Source organism: Pedobacter cryoconitis (assembly GCF_014207135.1).
Classification (GTDB): domain Bacteria; phylum Bacteroidota; class Bacteroidia; order Sphingobacteriales; family Sphingobacteriaceae; genus Pedobacter; species Pedobacter cryoconitis_D.
The window spans coordinates 15016-36515 of record NZ_JACHCC010000019.1 but is presented as its reverse complement, the minus strand read 5'-3'; the positions used below and the strand labels follow the sequence as shown (position 1 = coordinate 36515).

Below are 21500 nucleotides of genomic sequence, written 5' to 3'. Positions count from 1 at the left end.
GAGAAACTTTCCGTATCCCATATCAACCGTTTCCGTCAGTCTTATCCGGATAAAACTATTATCAATGGCTATGGGCCGACAGAGAATACAACTTTTTCTTTGAGCTATCCGATCACAGCACTTGTAAGTAAAGGAGAAATCCCATTAGGCCGTCCATTAAATAACCGCCAGGTTTATGTATTGGATAATTATCTGCATCCTGTTCCAATTGGGGTATCGGGAGAGATTTATGTGGGCGGGGCTGGTGTAGCTCGTGGTTATCTGAATAACGAGGAATTAACTACAGAACGCTTCATTGACAATCCTTTTATAGCAGGAGAACGTTTGTATAAGACTGGAGATATCGGCAGGTGGCTTGGAGATGGCAATGTCGAATTTATAGGACGCCGTGATGATCAGGTGAAAGTCAGGGGTTACCGGATTGAACTGGGAGAGATTGAACGGGCTATTGCGCAAAGTGGTCTGGTCAACCAGGGTGTTGTGCTTGCTGCTGAGGATGAATCAGGGCAGAAACGTCTGGTGGGTTATGTTGTGCCAGCTATTACTTATGATAAGGATTTACTGATAAGTTATCTGGAATCACGTTTACCAGAATATATGGTTCCTCAGGTGTTTATGGAGCTGGAAGCATTTCCTTTGACTGTGAATGGTAAACTGGACAGGAAAGCGTTGCCTGATGTGAAAGCAGTTAAAGTGGCTGGCAGAACAACAGATCAGCCGGTAGTACTGACAGAGACTGAACAAAAGGTAAGAGAAATCTGGGCTATATCTCTGGAAATTGAGGAGCCTGATATTCATGAAGATTTCTTTAAACTTGGTGGGGATTCAATTGTAGCGATTGGGGTAATCAGCCGTCTGCGTAAAGCATTTAATGATCGCATCCGTTTGTATGATTTATATGAATGTTCAACAATCAGTAGTTTATCAGCACTGATTGATTCGGAACATGCTGTTGTGGATGAGCAGGCTCAGCCCGTTCATCAGGTAATTGTGTCCGAACTGGAGTCTCTGCGTTTACAATTACTTCCGCTGTTATCCGGGTCGCATCCCGATTCGGAAATAGAGGATATTTATCCAATGAGTGATATTCAAAGCGGGATGGTTTATACCTCTCAGTTCAATCCCGAACTGGCAATTTATCATGATCAGATCACTTTTAAACTACCGGAATTACTGGACAGGGATGTTTTTGAACAGGTCTTAAAGCGTTTGGTTTCTAAACACTCAATCCTGAGGACCAGGTTTGATCTTCATCTTCATGATTTAGGGGTACAGCTAGTTTACAAGCAGGGAGATGTCTTTCTGGATTATTATGATCTCCGCACGCTGAAGGACAAGGAAATTGGATCTTATCTGAGCAATTATTTAGCGGAAGAACGTAAAGCCCCATTTGAAGTTCATCAGGGTAATTTGTGGAAGATGAGTTTATTACAAACTTCGAACGAACATATTCTGGTCTTCCAGTTTCACCATGCTATGCTTGATGGCTGGAGCGTTGCTTCCTTTACTACAGAATTGAATAATTTGTATGTGGCACAGATAGAAAGTAAGGTAGCGTTGGATTTACCTCTATTAAAGTCGAGTTACCGTGATTTTGTGATAGAAAGTATTTCAGAGAAACGTAACGAAGAAAACCGCAAATTCTGGGTACAGTCATTAGCTGATTACAAGCGTCTGGATATATTTTCGGATACAGTTACCAATGAAGCTTTACTAAAGACGTATGAAGTTGCGTATCTGAACCGGATACAAGCCAAAACACGCATAGACGGATTGAGCGTTAAGGGGGTGTTTCTGGGGGCTTATCAGTATATGCTGAGTATGCTGACCCTTGAGCAGGAAGTTACAGTAGGTGTGGTGACTAACGGTCGTCCGATGACCGAAGATGGGGATAAAGTATTGGGCTGTTTTTTAAATACAGTACCTTTTCGTTTTATTGGAAGTGGAACTGAGATTAGCTGGAAGGCTTATTTTGAAGGCATAGAACAGCAACTGATCTCGTTAAAAGAGCATGACCGTATGCCTTTATCGGAAATTGCACGTTTGATTGGTGAGCAGGCATCCAGTGGTAATCCATTCTTTGATACGATTTTCAACTATATCAATTTCCATGTGTTTGACAAAATGGAGGATGAAGCCGGGTTATTTACACAACATGACTACTTACAGGATGCAGCAGAAGGTTTACGGATGGAGAGTTCTGAAGTGACAAATACGCATTTAGATTGTACAGTAAGTACCACGGGAAATGTTCTTGCTGTCAACTACAGATTGGGTAAAGAGCTCAAAAGTGGTAAAACACTGGTTGATATTCATGCTTATTTTGATTTGGTGCTTGAAGCCTATCTGGATCATTATGAACAGCGTATAACTGATGTGCCGGTATTGCCAGCGCTGGAACTGGCTCAGTTGTTTGCTTTCAACCCACAGCCAACAGCTTATTTAACTGAACTGACACTGGTTGATTTGTTCAATGCCCAGGTTTTAAGAAGCCCTGATGCTATTGCGCTGATTTATCAGGATGAGCAGTTAACTTACAGAGAGCTTGATCAGCAGAGTAATCAGCTGGGGCATTATCTGCGTAAGACGGGAGTTAAGGAAGAAACCCTGGTGCCAATCTGTATAGATCGTTCCATGGATATGATTATTGGAATTCTGGGTATTCTGAAAGCGGGGGGAGCTTATGTACCTGTTGATCCAGCATATCCTCAGGATAGGATTAACTATATGCTTTCAGATACAGGAGCGTGTGTTGTAGTCAGTAGCGAGAATAGTCGCAGGATGCTGGGATATGACGTTCACATTGTTTCTCTGGATGGGGATCTTGATAAAATCGGGCAGGAGCCTACTTCTGCTGTAAAAACGGATCTTCAGTCTGGTAATCTATGTTATGTGATTTATACTTCGGGCTCTACCGGGCAGCCTAAAGGCGTGATGATTGAGCATAGAAGTGTACATAATATGGTTTTTGGCTGGCAGAAGGAATTGGCATTGAGTAATGAAGACAAGGTACTGCTGTTTTCAAGTTATACTTTTGATGCTTCTGTAGAACAGATATTTATGACCCTGCTGAATGGTTCAGCACTGGTTCTGATACCGAAGGAAGTACAAATGGATGCCGACGCTGTGATTTCGGTGATGAATGCAGAAAAGGTTACTTATATGTTGTCAACTCCGGGCTTTTTAAGAAATATACCAGCAGACCAGGTTCCATCAAGTTTAAGGTTTATCTCTTCAGGAGGGGAACGTTGTGGAATACCACTGGCACAGAGCTTTACAGAGAATACAACGCTCGACTTTTACAATGCTTACGGGCCAACAGAATGTACGGTATTTGCTACCGCTTACAAATTTGACAAGAGCTGGCATGAAGCAGATTATCTGCCAATCGGTAAACCGGTTGAGAATGCGCAGGTCTATCTGTTAGATATAGCTGGTAATTTACTGCCTATGGGGGTACCTGGAGAAATCTGTATTGGAGGGGATTGTGTGGCAAGGGGCTATCTAAACCGTGAGGAACTCACTGCAGCACGTTTCATTGCTGATCCTTTTGCGAAAACTGACCGTTTGTATAAAACGGGTGATGTGGGCAGGTGGCTTCCAGATGGAAATATTGAGTTTTTCGGCAGAATTGATGATCAGGTGAAGGTACGGGGTTACCGGATTGAGCTGGGAGAGATTGAAACCGTGGTTGAACAAAGTGGTTTAGTGAGTCAGTCTGTGGTGTTAACCCGTGCAGATGAATCTGGAAGTAATCATTTGGTTTGTTATGTGGTTCCGGAAGGAGATTTTGTGAAGGAAAACCTGGTAGCTTATCTGGAAACTCAATTACCGGAATATATGGTACCTCGTGTATATGTGGAAATGGAAGCATTGCCATTAACTCCTCATGGGAAACTGGATAAAAAGGCATTACCATCAGCCGCTGTTAAAGATCAGCAAAGCGGAGGGTATGTTGCCGCGCGTAATGAACTGGAATCAAAACTGGTTAGTATCTGGGAGGAACTGCTTCATGTATCTCCGATAGGAGTTAATGATAGTTTCTTTGATCTGGGTGGCCATTCTTTACTGGCTATGCGGGTCATGAATCCGATACGACAATTAGGGTATAAAGTACAGATGCAGGATCTGTTGGTGAATACAACGATTAGTATGTTGTCTGGAATGTTGCAGCGGCAGTTGTATCAGTCAGGGAATGAACATATTCTGTCGTTGAATTCGGGCCGTACAGAAGAGGCTGTTTTTATTATACCCGGTTCGGATGGGATTAGTGATGGGTATGATGAACTGGCTAAAGGTTTAGAAGATAGTGGTGCGGTGTATGGTTTGCAGATGATGGGACTGTTTAAAGGAGAAAAGCCTTTGGATAGTTTACAAAGTATTGCAGCAATGAATATCGGATGGATTAAGTCAGTACAGCCCGCGGGACCTTATCGTTTAATTGGTCATTCTTTTGGTGGCTGTGTAGCTTATGAAATGGCTCAGCAACTGGAAAGGGCAGGAGAACAGGTTGATTTGGTTGCGATATTGGACGCACCTGCTATTCCCGTTTCAAAGATCGCTGCTCAATCAACTGAAAGTAAGGGTGATATGTTGCTGAAAACGCTGGAATATTATCATTTGGTACAAACTCCTTATCCGGCATGGGTAGATACTTTGCTCGAAACAGTTACAGAAGTTCAGGATGAGGATCTGATGTCGTTTATGACTGATTTTCTGCGTAATCAAACGGATATTAAAGAGGAAGATGTTGCTTTTATCCTCAGATTGCTTGATTTACAGGTTACTAATGTACAGATAGATTACGCGGTTAGTGATGAGGTTAAAGCTTCACTGGTTATAGTCAAAGCTGAAGAAGAGGACTGGACGAATTATGAGGAGGATCTGGGATGGGGCAGACATGCGGCTAATACTGCTGTTTATACTGTTCCCGGAAATCACTTTTCTATGGTGAAGAATGGTAAGGCGTTGACGTTAGCGGCATGTCTGAAAACGCATATTGGTTGTTTTACTGATTTATAACAAATTACTACTTCCTGTCATTGATTTGGCAGGAAGTAGTCGTTTCAAGTCTTTTCTAACTCAAAGATTAACTACTGATAAATTATTTGGTTTTTGTCTTAAGTATTTGGTGAACAACTTATTATAATTTTTTCATTTAATTATGTAAATTAAGGTTAATGTAAACCAAATAATAAAAACCATATGATGAAAAGATTTACAAAACCAGTTTTTCTGTTTTTAATGCTCTGTCTTACAGTTTTGTATGCACAAGCACAAAACATTGTTATTAGCGGTTCAGTAACTGATAAGCTAAGTAAAGAACCAATCCCTGGCGCAGGAATAACTGTTAAAGGAAAAACGGTTGGTACATCCGCCAATTCAGTTGGAAAGTTTGCGTTCAGTACTTCAGAAAAGGCCCCATTTACCCTTGTTATTTCCTTTCTCGGTTATACCTCAGTTGAAAAACTGATTACAGGTAATACAGCCGATTTAACTATAGAACTGGAGCAGGCTGGTATCCTTGGGCAGGAAGTTGTTATTTCTGCATCCAGAACCCCCGAAAGGATATTGGAATCTCCGGTTTCCATAGAAAGAATGAGCCAGAGTACCATCAAAGAACTTGCTGCTCCATCTTTCTATGACGCGCTGGCTAATATGAAAGGCGTTGAGGTCAGTACACAGAGTCTGACTTTTAAATCTGTCAATACAAGAGGTTTTAATTCCAACGGTAATACCAGGTTTAACCAATTTGTGGATGGTATGGATAACCAGGCTCCGGGATTGAATTTTTCAGTGGGCAATATCGTAGGAATCAATGACCTGGATGTAGATAATGTTGAGCTATTGCCTGGCGCCTCATCTGCACTCTATGGTGCCGGTGGGATTAATGGTACCATGCTCATGACCTCTAAAAGTCCTTTTGATTATCAGGGGCCGAGTTTTCAGTTTAAGAGCGGAATCAATCACGTCAATGATAATAACACAGGTGTACAACCTTATAACCAGCTGGATATCCGTCTGGCAAAGGCATGGAAAAATAAATTCGCCATCAAGGGAACCTTTTCATTTTTACAGGCACAAGACTGGCAGGCTGATAATTTCTCCGACTTTGACCGTTCGGCAAGAACCGGAAAATCAGGAACCAGAAGTTCAGATCCAAATTATGATGGTATAAATGTATATGGTGATGAGGTAAGCCAAAACATGAGAAATGTAGCTCAGTCGGTACTTAATGCAGGAACATCAGCTTTTGTTCAGGGGGCAATGGGTCTTCCCGCAGCGCCGACTGCGGCACAGATTGCGGCGTTTAAATCTAACCCGGCAGGATTGAATGCACTCAACGGGTTCTTAAGTAGCAATGCGACCATGAGACCTTTTTATGCCGGACTCAATACACCTGGTTTATTGCCCAATCAGAATGTATCCAGAACTGGTTATGATGAAAGTTCACTGGTAGATTATAAAACACAATCACTTAAGGTATCCGGTTCGGCAAATTACCGGTTCAGCAAGACCATTGAGGCTATAGCGCAGGTTTATTGGGGTAGTGGTACTTCTGTTTATACAGGGTCTGACCGTTATTCTCTGCGAAATTTCAGTATCGGTCAATATAAACTGGAATTAAAGGGGCAAGACTTTTTTATAAGAGGTTATACGACCCAGGAACGTTCAGGTGATTCTTATATAGCTTCTATTCTGGGCAGCTATATTAACGAAACTTCTAAAAAATCTACTGATTGGTTTCCCCAGTATGTAGGGAACTATATTGGTGCAAAGTCTCAGGGGGCTACAGATGCAGCAGCCTATGCCGCGGCGAGGGCAGCTGCAGACCAGGGCAGATTTGTTCCTGGTTCTCCTGAGTTTGAGACGGCCAAAAATAAAATCATGAATACTACGATTTCCGGAAGTGATTTCAGCAAGGGTATTTATGGGGCAAAATTTAATGATAAGACTAATTTATACCATTACGAAGGAATGTATAATCTCAGTAATTTGTTGAATAATGTTGTCGAATTTCAGGTAGGTGCCTCTTATCGCCTTTATCAGTTAAGATCAAACGGAACAATTTTCGATGATTTAGTCAATAAAATTGACATCAAAGAATATGGCAGCTTTGGACAGCTGGGTAAAAAATTCTTTGATGATAAGTTTAAACTGACAGTTTCGGGACGTTATGATAAGAGCACTAATTTTGATGGCCGTTTTACGCCAAGAATAACCGGAGTATATACCGTTGCCAAAAATAATAACATCAGGCTATCTTATCAGACTGGTTACAGAAATCCAACAACTCAAAACCAATACATTGATTTATCAATAGGTGGTGGCTCACAAAGATTAATTGGCGGAATACCAGAACTTCTTAACAAATATAATCTGTACTCCAACCCGGCCTATACAGATGTTAGTTACCGGGCTTTTCTTAACTCTGCGGCAGGAGGAACTCCTGATCCAAGTTTATTGAAAACTTATAATTTCGATCCAAAAGGGGTCCGTCCTGAAAGTGTTCAGGCTTATGAAATAGGCTATAGGGGGCTGTTGGGGCCTAAGTTCTTAATTGATGCTTATGCTTATTATAATAGCTATAAAGACTTTATCACATCAGTTGATATTTATCAAAAGGACATTAATGGATCGAACTTTACAAAATTCGGTGTCCCTGTCAATGCCCCCGGAAAAGTGACCTCTTATGGTGCGGCTTTGGGGATTGATTATTTACTGGCTAATTATAATTTGAGTGGCAATATATCATATAATAAGATCGGAGATATTCCTGACAATTATATCAACGATTTTAATACCCCAACGATCCGTTATAATCTAGGGATAGGCAGGAAGGAACTGATTAAAAACGTTGGTTTTAATGTGAATTATCGCTGGCAGGGTAAATTCTACTGGAATTCTAGTTTTGCTTCAGGAGATGTACCTGCATTTGGTTCATTGGATGCTCAGGTCAACTTTAAAATCCCTTCTGTAAATTCAATGATTAAAGTAGGAGGTTCAAATGTGCTGAACAAGTACAATTTTACTTCTTATGGAAATCCGGCTGTAGGCGCGATTTATTATGTGGCTTATGCGTTTAATCCTTAGGATTCATCTATATTACTTTTTATAATAAAAAATCCGGCAGCAAATACCTTATTGCTGCCGGATTAAATGATTAAGATAAAACAGATAGCTTAGCCGGTCTTAAGGGCCGGTTCGCCCCAGCGGTTCAGATTACTGTTTTCAGGATGCCGGGCCGGGCATGATTCTGTAGGGATACGGATCTTTTTACTGAGACTGCATCCGCATAGTTTGCAAACGCAGTCAGAAATCCTTTTTCCGATTTGCTCACTGGGTTTTGAGGTGACCAGCTTTTGAAGCTTTTTCTCTGGTTTAGAGAGGTTCTCGCAGCCCATACAGGCGTTTTCCCTGATTTCGAGAGTCGTGTCATCCACTACCGAAAAACCGGCTTTACCCCAGCGCATAAATGCACCTGCAGCTTTTTGAATGAGCTCGACATTGCTTATCTCATTATCCTGTACTGTGTTCAATGCGTATTGTTCATTTTCAGGATCCGTGAGCAATACCTCCAGGAAACCCGGGGCATTGCGACACGTGATTAAATTATTGGCGTAATCCTGATCCTGTACAGCTCTGCGCATTGCATTTTCAGGTATTGGTGTATTCATCCCTAAAAAAGCCCCCATGCGGTCGCGCATGTCCTGAAACGAATCCGTAGGCTTGATCTGTAATAATTCCTGGATCATAATGGTTCTTTATAAAAGGTTAGCTTAATTTGAATTTTGCGCCGTTTTTTCCTACAATAATCGGCTGCTGATCAACAGATAATACACCAGTTACAACCACGGTATAGTCGGTATCCGGTATAATAATGCCTTCGATATTCACCTGAGCAGGGTTCTTTTTGTCGACTGTAGCCAGAAAAACAAGCGCTGCCGGATTGAACATATAGTTGCCCAGGGCACTGGCTGTATCCTCATCTACCGGCATGTTAAAAGTGATCGCTATAACCGGTATTTCGTGTCCTTCAGGTATTGTTGCCGATGCACCCGTTACTTCAAGTGCTGGATTTGGAGGCCCGCCTGCACAATGTGGTAAAGGTGATCCCTTTATTGATGCTGCAAGGGTATCAATACGGCAGTCGAGACTAATCTCGTCAATAGGGTCCCTGTGTTTTTTAATATAGCTAAATATCTTTTTGATTTGGTCAGAAGCAGCATTATAATTTAACACAGCTGCCTGAGGATTGTAAAATACGCTCAGGAAAACAGGGTAAACATCATAATCAGCTTTGCCAAGAGGACTAACCCCAACTGGTAATAAACCATCTTCATTCAATGCAGCTGTCAGATGCGCAATAGTCATGGCGATTCCCTGAAAATAAATACCTTCCAGTAAAGTCCATCCACAATTGATAACCACAAATTTGCTTCCATACTGATTAAATGAATAAGCATTTGGGATCATATTGTTTTGATCATAATAGTAAGTAATATCAGGATTAAATGCACCAAACAATTTGAAAAGATAACGCACATCCGGCTCGGCCACATTATTGCTCGCAGGGTATATAGGCGCATTTAGCATCAGCTCTTCAGACTGATCTTTCGTAATAAAAGAAAATGCATCTTCAGGAATGAGTGCTGATTTGGCGATATGGAATACTTCAAATAATTCGGCTTCATGTGCAACAGGGGTTTTGGCATAAGCACTGAACGAAGTCGAATCAAGATTGTTGTATTTGGCACTATATTCTTTAGAACCGAATACCGGCAGATCTGCATGCGTATCCTTAAGGCTACTTTTTGCGCTGCCCATACTTAGCTGGGTAGCATAATCACCCACCACAATACCGTTGGCAAGAAGTAAGTGGCCATCCAGCGATGTAGCCGGGTGATTACTGGTAGCGATATGATGTACACCTTTATGGAACATACCCAGTTCAAGGGAAATGATAGGAGTGGTACTTCCGTCTGCCAGCATCAGGACATCTTTGCCTGGTACTAATTTCTGTGCCTGTTTCAGCGTTTTATCCTTCATCAGAAAAGGCTGGATTCCTGTTACCAAAAGATAGTTTGAATCAGTTTTCAGAATATTAAAGACCTTCTGGGCAACTACCATCTGTGATCCCAGCAGCTTGCAGATTTTATCAGCATCTGATTTTTTGACCGCCATGAGATCTACCAGACCGCCTTTATCGATGAATTTGTTAGTCGATAGTATACTAAAATACTTTTCTGACATCTCCTTGCTTACGAATGAAGATCTAAAAGAATCGGGTGTTACCACTATGCCCTTGGTCTGGTCGCCAAAATGAACTTTTATCAATTTGTTCTGTCCGTCCGGACCTGTTCCTGAACTGAATAAAACAGGTTTTTGTATCCAGGATTTTAAAGTTGGATCTGCAGCAACCCAAACCAGGTCGTTGACTTCAAAATTCTGGACAGCCTTAACCATATCTTTTGATACAGCTATAGGTGTATCAAACGCAAAACAGCTACAGCAGCAGTAGCAGGATTCTGAGGCAATAGGTATTAATGAGCCTACACCATTGATACATTGGCCCTGGGCATTAAAATTACTGGGAATATTGAACATACCCTGGCAGTAACAGAACTGATGGTTATAACTTACATTTTCATCGCAATGAAGCGTTGGACAATAGTTCCATACAGGAAAACCGTTATCTTTTGCATATTGCTGCGCTCGTGCTAAGGAGGCGTCGCATGGGGGGAAATCTGACATAATGTTTTGTTTTTAGGTTTATAATTATTTAATTTCTGGTTGCTTTTTGCTGTCTTAAACTCTTTAGTCTTTCATATGCCGGCCTCCTTTCTATAACTTTTTTGATTTCTATCTTATAAAATGATACCTCTGCGTATGTTTCTATTTTATTTTAATATGGGCGCTCAAGGCAGTGGTGACCAGATTTGAATTCGCTTGATTATAGGCTTTGCTTCCAAGTGCAGGATCATCTTTATAGTGGTCTTTAATGGGACTGTTCTGAGCGCTCATGGCAATCTGCGCAGCATAGTCGCCGATGACGATGCCGTTTAACAGTAAAAGATGGTCCTCTAAAGAAGTTGCCTTTTCAACAGATGTTGCAAGATGATGAATGCCTCTTTTGTAGATACCTGCCTCAAGGGAAATAACAGGTGAGGTACTTCCGTCCTGATGAAGCAGTACATCTTTGCCTGGAATAAGCTTCTCCGCTTGTTTCAGTGTGCCGTCCTTCATCAGGAATGGCTGTGCCCCCGGTACCAGAAGATGATTTGAACCAGAGCTCAGGGTAATAAAGATTTGGGTGGCTACATCTTCTGTTACGGAAAGGAGTTCGCTAATAATCACGGGGTTCGTCTGACGGATTACTGCTAAGTTTACACGTCCATTTTTGTTGATAAACTCGTTGGGCGGGGTAGACAGGATTTTATAATAGGCGTCGGCCTGCTGTTGTGTCACTGCCTGCGAAACAAAAGATTTAGCAGTGATATGGCGCCTGGTTTTATGATCGTCAAAGTGAACACTGAACAATTTGTTTTCACTCTGGTCACCCGTACCAGAGCTGAATAAAACAGGTTTTTGGACCCATATTTTTAAACTGGAATCTTTAGCAACCCAAACCAGGTCATTGACATTAAATTCCTGGATTGCTCTGGCATCATGGTCTGAAGTGGCTATAGACATCCCGTTACCCGTGCAGTCACAGCAGCAGTAGCAGCTTTTGGAAGCGATAGGAATAAGGGTTCCGGGGCCAGTTGTACAAAGCCCATTCTGTACATATGGAAATCCAGAGAATGGGCCCTGGCAATGACAATAATCGTGTATGATAGCTATTGTTTCATCACAGTGTTCATCCGGACACATATTCCAGGGAGAACCACTTTGATGAGCTCTATTTAAGTTTTCGGTGCATTGCGAACAATCAGACATAATTTTTAGGTTTATTAGTAAATGGATTTGTTTTTTATATTCAGTTCATTTAAATCATGTTTGGGAAATTACATATTGCTTGTATAGGCTATGAATACGATGCTGTCCAGTAATTTTGAGGCATCAAGCTGGTTGTTAGTGCAGAGCTGAGGGATTTTATCAGTTAAAAATATCAAAGACCAATTCTGTTCCTGCCACTGCGTAATACTATTCATATCGGTATCGCTTATCGTCCCTTTGTTATTGGTAATGTTCACCTTTACAATCACAGTGCCTACCTGTAGTAACAAGCCGGTTTGATTGTTACTAATCACCGATCCAGCTGCCGTTTCCAGGTCAATGACGATCTGGCTGAGTTTCACATTTTTCAAGTTAGGCAGGACTACATTACTGGTTACCGGGAATGTGAGTATTTGTTGTTTTTGGGCATCCGGTGGCATTTGAAACAGTTTATACCAGTTATTTGCAAATGCCTGGCCGAGGTCAAAGCTGTTGATGCGGATATTCTGGTATTGCTTGTCAGTACCCGAGTACAGACCAGTTACATCGCGGCCAAAAGGGCTGCCGCCTTCTTTTGCACTGTAATATACCGTGAGGATAATATCCGAGATGCCCGAGAAGTCAATCTGGTTTGTATTTGGCGGCATAGACAGGGTCCAGCTGGATACGGCACCAGTTCCTTCAAATGGCAGATAACGCGGATCATCATAATTTAAGGTAAACATCCCTGAATCATCCGCACTTTTGGAGAGTGCAATCTGCTGGCTCGAGGCCCAGTTCTGACGCAGTGCTTTGGCATTGGGTTGTGAAGGTGCATTCCCTGATTTTTGTGGAGCGGTTTGGTAAATGGCATAATTGACTACATCCTTATCAGGGGTTAATACCACCAGATTTGTATTTTGGGTTAAAGTGGCATGAATATTCTGGTACGGGCCGACTACAGCAGGCACAGACACCAATACAGTTTTAATGCGGCGGCAATAGTGACTTGGGAAATCGCGGTCGAAAAGTTCTTCCGTGAGTGAAAACATCAGGCTACCCTGATTGATACCGGAAGTAAAGGCATAAAAGGCTTCCGGGTTCAGGCTCTTCAGGGAGATTGTTTTTTCTATCTCCATGCGCCGCTTATTATTCTCTGTGTATGCATTGTCAAGCTGGGCCAGTGATAATTTTAGTCCGTCTGCTGCCAGCAAGCCTTTATGCAGTGAGTCCCAGTATCCGAAAGTAATATAGGAGTCATTACGGTCAAGCTCATATTGATAACACATCTGTGCAGTGAGTGCCGTGTCCAATGCCAGTTTGTAAGCCTGAAAGTAAACTGCCGACAGACGACTGATCATCCATTGATAAAGCTCTTTGTTCGTAAACTTATTCTGGTAAAAGGTGATCAGTTCATCATTCTGATCAATGCTTTTTTGCTGAATGCTGATTTCCTGCTGGCTGGATTCTATGGTCGCCTGCTGACTTAAGATCTGATCCTGAATCTGGTTAATATCAAATTGTGCAGTTTGCTGCTGCAATTGCCAGTCTTCCGCTCTGCGCTGGTACTGTCCAACAGTTTCTGCCGATCCGCCTTTCTGGCTGAGGATCTGCGAAGTGGTCTGCAGCATCTGTGCGCCCATATTAATCGCATCGCCAAATTTCATTCCGCCATCTGAGAATCCGAAGATGCAGGGTGCCAGGTATCCGACAATAGAAACACCCTGGATTCCGGCAATGACTTCCTGCACTTCGATGCTGGATTGCATATAGGCCAGAGCTGAGTTTTCGGATGCGTTGTATCCGGCATTAATCAGCGCGGTATAAAACGTATTTCGGTTTTGCGCGCTCAGCAGGCTTTGCTGCAAACCGGTTAATTGATCCTGCTGCGTTTCCAGCTGTTTATTCTTAATAATCATCGTCATATTCAGAATGGTCCTGGACTGGTTCAGGTTCAGTACTGCCAGTGCTTCACTGTCTGATTTTTCCAGTGCGCTCAAAAGATTGTTGCCAAAATCATTGACCAGCTCTGCATAGGCTTTAGCCCGCTCAATGATAAAGCTGAAGCGGTAATTAGAGATATTTTGCTGCTGCTGGCTGGCTATTCCCAGCACATTGCCGCCCTGAGCAGAGGCACGTACCAGATCCATAGGGTTGAGAGGCGGCTGAAACAGGGGCAGGGGCTGGGCCACCCCGTCTATATTGAGGCAATGTCTGATTTTATAAAGACGGTCCTCAACGCGGGTCCAATAGGCAGTAAGCTGATCATTATCGGGAATGCAGAAGTAATATCCCAGGTCATTATACGGTTTTGCCGGATCACCCGCTGGTGGAGCTATAGCTCCCTGGCTGGAAAGATGTTCCATGTCGATCAGAAACTGTGGGATATCTCCGTTTTTATATCTGGCAGCAATATCCTGGAAGGTGACTGGAAATGAATCTTTACAGGTTCCTAAACTTATTGGCTTTGGTCCCAGCAGATCATTAGCATAACAGTAATACATCCGCGCCATGGTAATGGATTCCATTGAATACTGTGTGAATTCAAAGTCTCCCCAGTCCAGCAGATTGTCGATGTATTTCATCATGATCGTTTTTTCGTAAGTACCTATCCGAAGACGTGCGATGGCATCAGGATCAAAAGGATCATCGTTATACACTGCTGTCTGTGCGCAGCTGCTCAGATTCTGGAGTAAGGTCTGAAGGGTGTAATTACGGAAAGGATCAAACTGCCAGGCTCTTACTTCTGCCTTGATAACATAATAGTTATTGAGGAAATTTAATATCTCAGTAGCCTGATTCATAGAAAGATTGAGTAGTATACTTAAAGCATAAGGTGATGATTTCTCAACCAGACTGGTTACTACTCCGTTTTTATCGATATACTGATTCGGGGCTGTTGTTAAAATGGAATACATGTTTTCCATGACAGCCGGATCTATATCAAGGGGCCCTTGTTTAATAAAAATATCCTGGGTCAGATATCTATTCTGAGCGGTCGGATTAAAGATGTACTGCATCCAGCTTTCGGCATCTGAAAACTGCTGGTTGGCATTTAACATCGAAGCGACCAGGAATGGTGTATGAAAAAACAGCTCCCAGTAATACATGCCATAAGGACCGGTAAAGTCCACTTCCTGATTGGTTATTATCGAAGGAGGAATAATGACAGATCCCTGCAGGGGTGATACCAGCGAAGCTGTACTAGGCCCCAGATTACTGAAAGGTTTGTTAATTGTTACTGGTGGCTGTTGAACCGTTAAAGATAGGGCATCATCTATACCTCCAAATGTCAGTGCATGACTGATAGGGTTGATGGCGCCGGTTGATATTCTTTCAACAGCAAACTGAAGAGAATAGATATTGTCGTTCTGGTAATACATCCCCGGATTTTTTTTTGCATCCAGGTCATCAGGGAAAACATAGCCCAAAGTTACAGGGCCGAAATCACGCCATAAGGTTTCCATTACTTTTGCGACTACAAATCCGTTAGGGTCTTGTTCGCTCCCAAGCAATAAGGACATTGTATAATTGGAAACTGTACTCAGCAAATCTATGTTGACTGTACCATTGGGCAGAATGAAATTGTTAGGGCTGGTAGAGAGTATCGTAAAATAAGACGCTGAAGTTGCCGCATTAATATACAGCAATGAATTATCAGGATTGATAGCCGCTGATGTAAATGAGTTCCTGGTGATAAGGTTGGCAGCAGATTTAAGCACGAACACAACTTTGCTTGCAGCAGGATCAGTAGGCTGAAGCCCCAATAATGGTGCGATAACCATTTCATTTGCTCCGATCGCCATTAAGAGGTTGACCGAACCATCTAAACGGATATAATTATTCGGAGCAGTAGATAATATCGTAAAATAGGATTCCGAAGTTGACCTGCTGATAGTGGACGATACAAAACAATCTGAAGAAAGGGTGGCTGTAATCCTCAGCTGCGCATCGATCTTGCTGTAGTTTTTCTTTGTAATGTTTTGCGTTGATGCGCTCATTACTGTGATGATGTTCTTGGCTTCAGTATAGGGAGCAGCCATACCTAGTATAAGCCCTATCGTGAAGGGAGAAGCTCCCTGAAGCAATTCCTGGTTTACTGTTCCGTCCGTCCGGATATATTGGTTCGGAGCGGTTGAAAGGAGCTTGAAATAACCCTCAGAAGTAGGTTTGGTAATGGTTGCCGACACGAAGGAGTCGGGGTTCAGTATAGCTGGTATAACTTCTATTACATTATTAATGGCAGTAAGCAGGAAAGCTTCGTCATTATTATCCAGTATAAAGGTATTGGGCTGGTTTTTTACGGGTACAACCTCTGCATTATGTACAACGTTTGTGAACAGGATTAATGTACCATAGTAAAGCTCGTAAAACCTGTTCTGGACCAATTTGGCAAGACCTTCAGTTAGCCCAAGTTTCGAAGAAATAGCCGGAATACTTTGACTCAGCGCAGTTTTGTTAATGATCCCGTTGGTGATAATTCCTGACATCTTAGCGTTAATCTGTGTATGAATGGTTGCTGACAGACTCTGGTCTATATAAGGATATACTACAAAACTAGAATCAGTTACACTTTGCGGGCCTTTTACAATATTGGTGTATTCACTTACTATGCCGTCGCTGTTATTGGTCACAATGGTCGAATAATTTGTTTCTATGGCCAGGTTTTCATTACTGATTTCAATGGCAAAGGAAGGGGGCATCAATGTAGAGAGTGTATCATTTGCCAGATTTAAATATTCATACTGACTTAAGATGATCTGGTCACCTGAAACTTCATTGATGACATAATGAGAGCAAAGCGGAATGTCACCGTTCACATTCATGCTTTTCATTTGTTCCAGATTGAAATAAGCTTGTTTGAGCATATCCTTGAAGGCATATACAGAAGTAGAATCATTGGCCAGACTTGGAATTGCCGGAGCGATGCTCAGATTGGAATTATTGGCCAGCGGGCCAAAGTACACGACCAGTTTCTCTTCTGGTGTATTTGTGGTGCCTACATAATTTTCAGGCTGTATATGGATCACTGAAACCTGTGTCCAGCAGGAAGCCCCCGTATCGGTAAACTGATCCCGAAACGATCCGTAAATGTCTTTTTCCAGGCTGAAGACATTAACCACTTTGTCCAAAACCAGGGTTTGCGGCTGAACCCACTTTTCATTGAAATTGTAATAGGAATATTTGATCGATCCTTTGGTAATCGTATTGGAGTGTGTGGTAATGGTTGTATCGTTGCCTGTTGCTCCGGTTAAGCCGCCGCTTTCTTTGCTTGTGGAGATTTCTACCCAAAATACAAATAGCTTGTTGAAAGCATAAACCGGTGTTACATTTTGTGAATCGATTTTGATATTGATGTTTTTCCATTCCGACCACAGATATTGACTGCCATTGCCGCAATCACCCGCAGTTTCCCTGGTAATATAGTAAAACTGATAAGGCTGTTCCTGTGTTCTGGCAAACATGAACAGCGTATCGATTGCGCCTCTTTCCTTGTCATGAACAATACTTTGATAGGCATCCACATAACGTAATTTGGCAAACTGAGAAAAATCATCGAGATATTTGATATAAGCAGACTCTACAAGATCAGTTGTTACCTCACCCTGCATCAATGTGTTTTCAAGATTAGCAAACAGAGAGGTTTTTGATTTTCTCAAACTAGGTACAATATAATTTTCCGGATAGACAAAAATCTGCCTATTTGCCTCCCAGATCCTGTAGCTCATCATCCATTCCCACCAGACATCCGGAATATCATCCGTATTGATCTGAACATTTTTTTCAAGATTAAGGCGGCAGCGCTGTAAATAGAGCTGTGCCGCATTCATTGCTTCCTCTATCAGCGAAGTGTCTGAGCAGCCGCTGTTTTCGGGATCGATGAGTAAGAATTCATATAGGCTGCGTGGGTTAGTAATATCTGTCCATGTCTGTCCAAGCACAGCAATAGTAAGGAACAGCATAGCGTCTCTTTTCTTTCCTTCGATGTCTCCGTTAATGGTTCTATATTGATCCTCTACAGCATCCGAGCTTGTTGTAGCCTGTATGGTCATTAATAGTTTTGAAGCTGTCGCCTGATATGCCGGCCAGCTCGCTACTGTGGCAGGCAGCGATGTCGTTTGATTCAGCTGCTGCAGAAAATCAGTATCAATACCCAGACTGCCTGTAAGATCAAATACGGCTTTGACAGCGATCACATCAGCAAGGGTTTTGCAGCCATTGGGATCATTCAGGATTACTTTCGCAATGCTGATGTATTGCTGTTTGCTCCAGCCTGTTAAGCTGCAGAGTTCAGTCTGCAAAGCATCAGTTGAAGGTGGGTTTGCACTCCATACGTCACCGAAATATTGTATGAGTTGATCATCATTATCTCCAAAAGCCTGTACTACAGGTTTGAGGCTGCTGCTGCTGAGTATTGCGGAATAAGAATAGGTATTGTTACCCGCTAAGCCATAGGCTGCGGGGCTCATACACAGGCTGGAAAACTGGGCTTCCGAAAGACCAGGGATTCTTTGCAGCATCAGGATCCTGGAGATATTGAGCAGAAAGGTGTTTGCTTTCGCGACTGCGTCTGAGTCAGTAAGGACAAAAGGCTCCAGATATGCAGGGTCAGTGCCTCGGACAGCATGAATAGCCAGGGAGGCAAGACTTTCCTTAACGCTGAAAAATGACCCGGTCTGGTTAGCAAAAACCTCTTCCTGATGCGTTTGAATTGTGCCTAACTGTGAGGTGATAAACTGCTGCTGATCTGTATCTGGGTTTGACTGCATACTTTGTATTACAGTCAGTACAGCTTTTTGCTGGGCAGCAGTGAGAGGTGCCGCAGGCTTTCCAATCAGGATTTTGGTCCAGTCTGTTTTTGACGGATTGCTCATGAGATGACCCGATACAGTTATAATGGCCTGCTTGAGCAGTCCTGCAAAGATCAGTTCAGAATCCTGGGCGGTAAAAATGCTACCGGCAAAATCATCTGGTTGCAGGAGTGTGCCAATATAAACAGATGCCCAGTCGGCAGCAGTAAGTGTAGAGGGATCTTTTACAATAAGGCCTGAAGCATCTATGAATTTAAGAAAGCTAAGGTTTTCAACAACCTGTGCTGATGCATCACCTGTCAAACTGCTGTAAGTGAAGCTGTCTGCTGTGCATGCAGCACTGATTAATAATACACGTAGGGTATTCAGGAATCCGGGCGCTGCCGAAAGCCTGTAACCATTATTCACGTACGGACTTGGAACTGTAGCTGTAGTTTGGTTAACTATATAATCAATATCATAAACTGTAAAACCAGAAGCCTGTATACTGTTTGCTGTGCCAAGGATCTGTAGCACAGCGTCCCTGTCTAAAGTAGGCTGAATGAGGAAAACTCCAGCTGTGGTACTTCCATAATTGAGCAATTTCAGCAATAATACATACCTGTCAATGGTGGTGTTCAGCTGTTTTGCCAGCATGATATGACGGTATAATACGGAAAGATTTGAAACAGTAAGTTCAATAGTGGCTACCTTACCAAAAGCGGCCAGTGCAATTGCCTGGATGTTATCCTGCGAAGACGGAATCCCGCGAATGATAACTTGTCCCTGACTTACCAAAAGTTTTGTGGCATCACTGGGAGCAGGGTTGCTGTATAGATCCTGATCTACCACATAAAGAACCGGTTGATCGGTATACAACGGATTTACAAAACTGGTGACTGAAGCCTTGATCACCGGACGATAATATTTTCCGGTTTCCTGTAAGCTAACTGCTGAATTAAAAAGCACATCGAATGGTGCAGCCGATACTGATCCCTGTCCCATACCGATGGTTTTAAGGTCAAACCACATACAGCTCAATAAATTCAGGTCTATGTTATAGACCGTGATACTTTGTTTGATCTTTGCCAGCTCGGTAAAGGTGGTATCGCTGATGTCATTTGTCCCCAGTAAGGTTGTAAGGATCCAGTTGGTGTCTTCATAAGACCAGCCCATCAGCGCAGAGAGGCGGATGAATCTGTTCAGACGGTCAAGTGTAGCCAGGTTTTGCAAGGCGATCGTATCACCGGTTTGTGCAGAAACGATCTGTAAATATTGTTTTTGTGCCAGCGGAGCATTAATATATAAGCTATGAGGAATAATACCCTGGGTGGATGTGCCTTTCAGTGTTCCGTTCCAGTTGGTCGTTTCCCAGGCCATGCCGAGTCCTTTGCTCCATTTTCCGGTAAAAGAGGAGCCATCTGCCGAGAAGGTAAATTGGAAATCTCCATTGATGGCAGGTGCAGCCTGTGTAGCGCTGAACCATTGTCCGGTCATGACCAGGCCGTCTATCGTTCCTTTTAAGATACCGTCTGTAGCATAAGAACCATTCACCGAACTACCTTGCTGAGTTAGAATCATAGCTGGCCCAAAAACAGAAGGCGTATAATTACCCGATACATCAAACAGCTCCTTGGCACTTAAATTTTCGGTCAGTACCGCGTTCAGATCGGTCAGTGACAGGCTGGTTTGCTGGAGGAATGTATTTACCTGGTCTAGTCCGTTCAGATTGCCTGTCGTTACGGTCAAACCGTAGTTTGCACTGAGAACAGCTGGCAGTTGAGCTGTTGGAGGACTTTTGAGATTACTAAGTGTTTCCACTGATAAGCCCAGAATTTTCCGGGCCTGATCAGCTGATATAGTAGTTCCTTTGGTAAGGGCCGCTGCAATGTCAGACAAAGCAATGTTTTGATTATTCATTACCGTTTCTACCTGCTGCAGCGGCAGATTAAAAGGCAGGTTAAATGGATAATAGGTATTGGCCAGGGTGAGGTAAAGGTCATCTCCAATTAAACTTTTACTTTTTCTCAGGGCATTTTCCAGCGTGCTGGCCAGCAGATTATTTACGATTTGCAGATAGGGGATTAAACCGTTCGTATTTTCGCAGGTCAGTTCAATAGTTTGTAAGTCTGGCCGTCTGTCAAATAAATGCAGACCGGATGGAATACTGGTATTGGGTTTTGTGATACCCCGATCTATAATTCTTAATAAGTCTACCAGGTAAGCTGCAGGACCAAAAATAGACTTGCACTCCTCACAATCACAGTAATCCAGGTTTCCGAAATAGTCCTGGTAACTGGCCAGATCCTGAAAGGTGCTGCTCAGGCTCTCAGCAATTGGATTAAAGAGCATGGTGCTGAAATTCGGTGAGGCTGCTACATTTTTTGCTGAAGCCAACAGGTGCATTACCTTGTTTTTGCTGTGTGTGGCGGCATCGTATAATTTGCGTGCGGTTTCAGCACCATTTTTACCAAAACGATCTCCGTAGGTTTTTACAAAAACCGTTTGCCCGATATTGGTTATTTTTATGCTGGAGTCAAGCTTGTCTGCTAAGAGCTCTTGCGCAACTGCCACATCGGGATGGAGGCGAAGAAGTCTCTGATAGGCCATCAGTTTGGGCAGAATATCTTTGTCAGTACCTTTTATTGACAGGGATTTGACCTTGCTGTGGTCTAGGAAATTATGCGTCAGGATATCAAAGGATGGGTTTTTCTGATAAAATGAAGCCAGCTTTGTATCATTGATTTTGATTAGCGTTGATGTTTTCATGAAACCGTATTTTTAATTTTT

General features: G+C 42.7%; 6 protein-coding genes. 2 read left to right on the top strand and 4 right to left on the bottom strand.

Annotated features, from left to right (window positions below):
* Together HDF25_RS25530 and HDF25_RS25525 are read left to right on the top strand one after the other, a co-directional pair.
* Positions 1 to 5022: amino acid adenylation domain-containing protein (locus HDF25_RS25530; RefSeq protein WP_184629254.1), on the top strand; the 5022-nt coding region annotated here is incomplete at its 5' end.
* 183 nt (positions 5023 to 5205) lie between these two features.
* Positions 5206 to 8094 (top strand): TonB-dependent receptor, encoded by a 2889-nt coding sequence (locus HDF25_RS25525; RefSeq protein ID WP_184629253.1) that lies wholly within the window; start codon positions 5206 to 5208, stop codon positions 8092 to 8094.
* Between the two features lie 89 nt (positions 8095 to 8183).
* Here HDF25_RS25525 and HDF25_RS25520 read toward each other — a convergent pair whose 3' ends face one another.
* From HDF25_RS25520 to HDF25_RS25505, 4 genes are all read right to left on the bottom strand, one after another.
* On the bottom strand, positions 8184 to 8756 hold the full coding sequence (locus HDF25_RS25520) for a hypothetical protein (RefSeq protein ID WP_184629252.1): 573 nt from the start codon (positions 8754 to 8756) through the stop codon (positions 8184 to 8186).
* A gap of 19 nt (positions 8757 to 8775) precedes the next feature.
* Entirely contained in the window at positions 8776 to 10755 is a 1980-nt protein-coding gene (locus HDF25_RS25515; RefSeq protein ID WP_184629251.1) for a hypothetical protein, read from the bottom strand.
* Between the two features lie 141 nt (positions 10756 to 10896).
* Positions 10897 to 11940, bottom strand: coding sequence for a hypothetical protein (locus tag HDF25_RS25510; RefSeq protein ID WP_184629250.1), 1044 nt, complete (start codon positions 11938 to 11940; stop codon positions 10897 to 10899).
* A 68-nt stretch (positions 11941 to 12008) separates the two neighbouring features.
* Positions 12009 to 21479: a neuraminidase-like domain-containing protein gene (locus HDF25_RS25505; protein ID WP_184629249.1), complete on the bottom strand. Its 9471-nt coding sequence runs from the start codon at positions 21477 to 21479 to the stop codon at positions 12009 to 12011.
* Between the last annotated feature and the right edge of the window lie 21 nt (positions 21480 to 21500).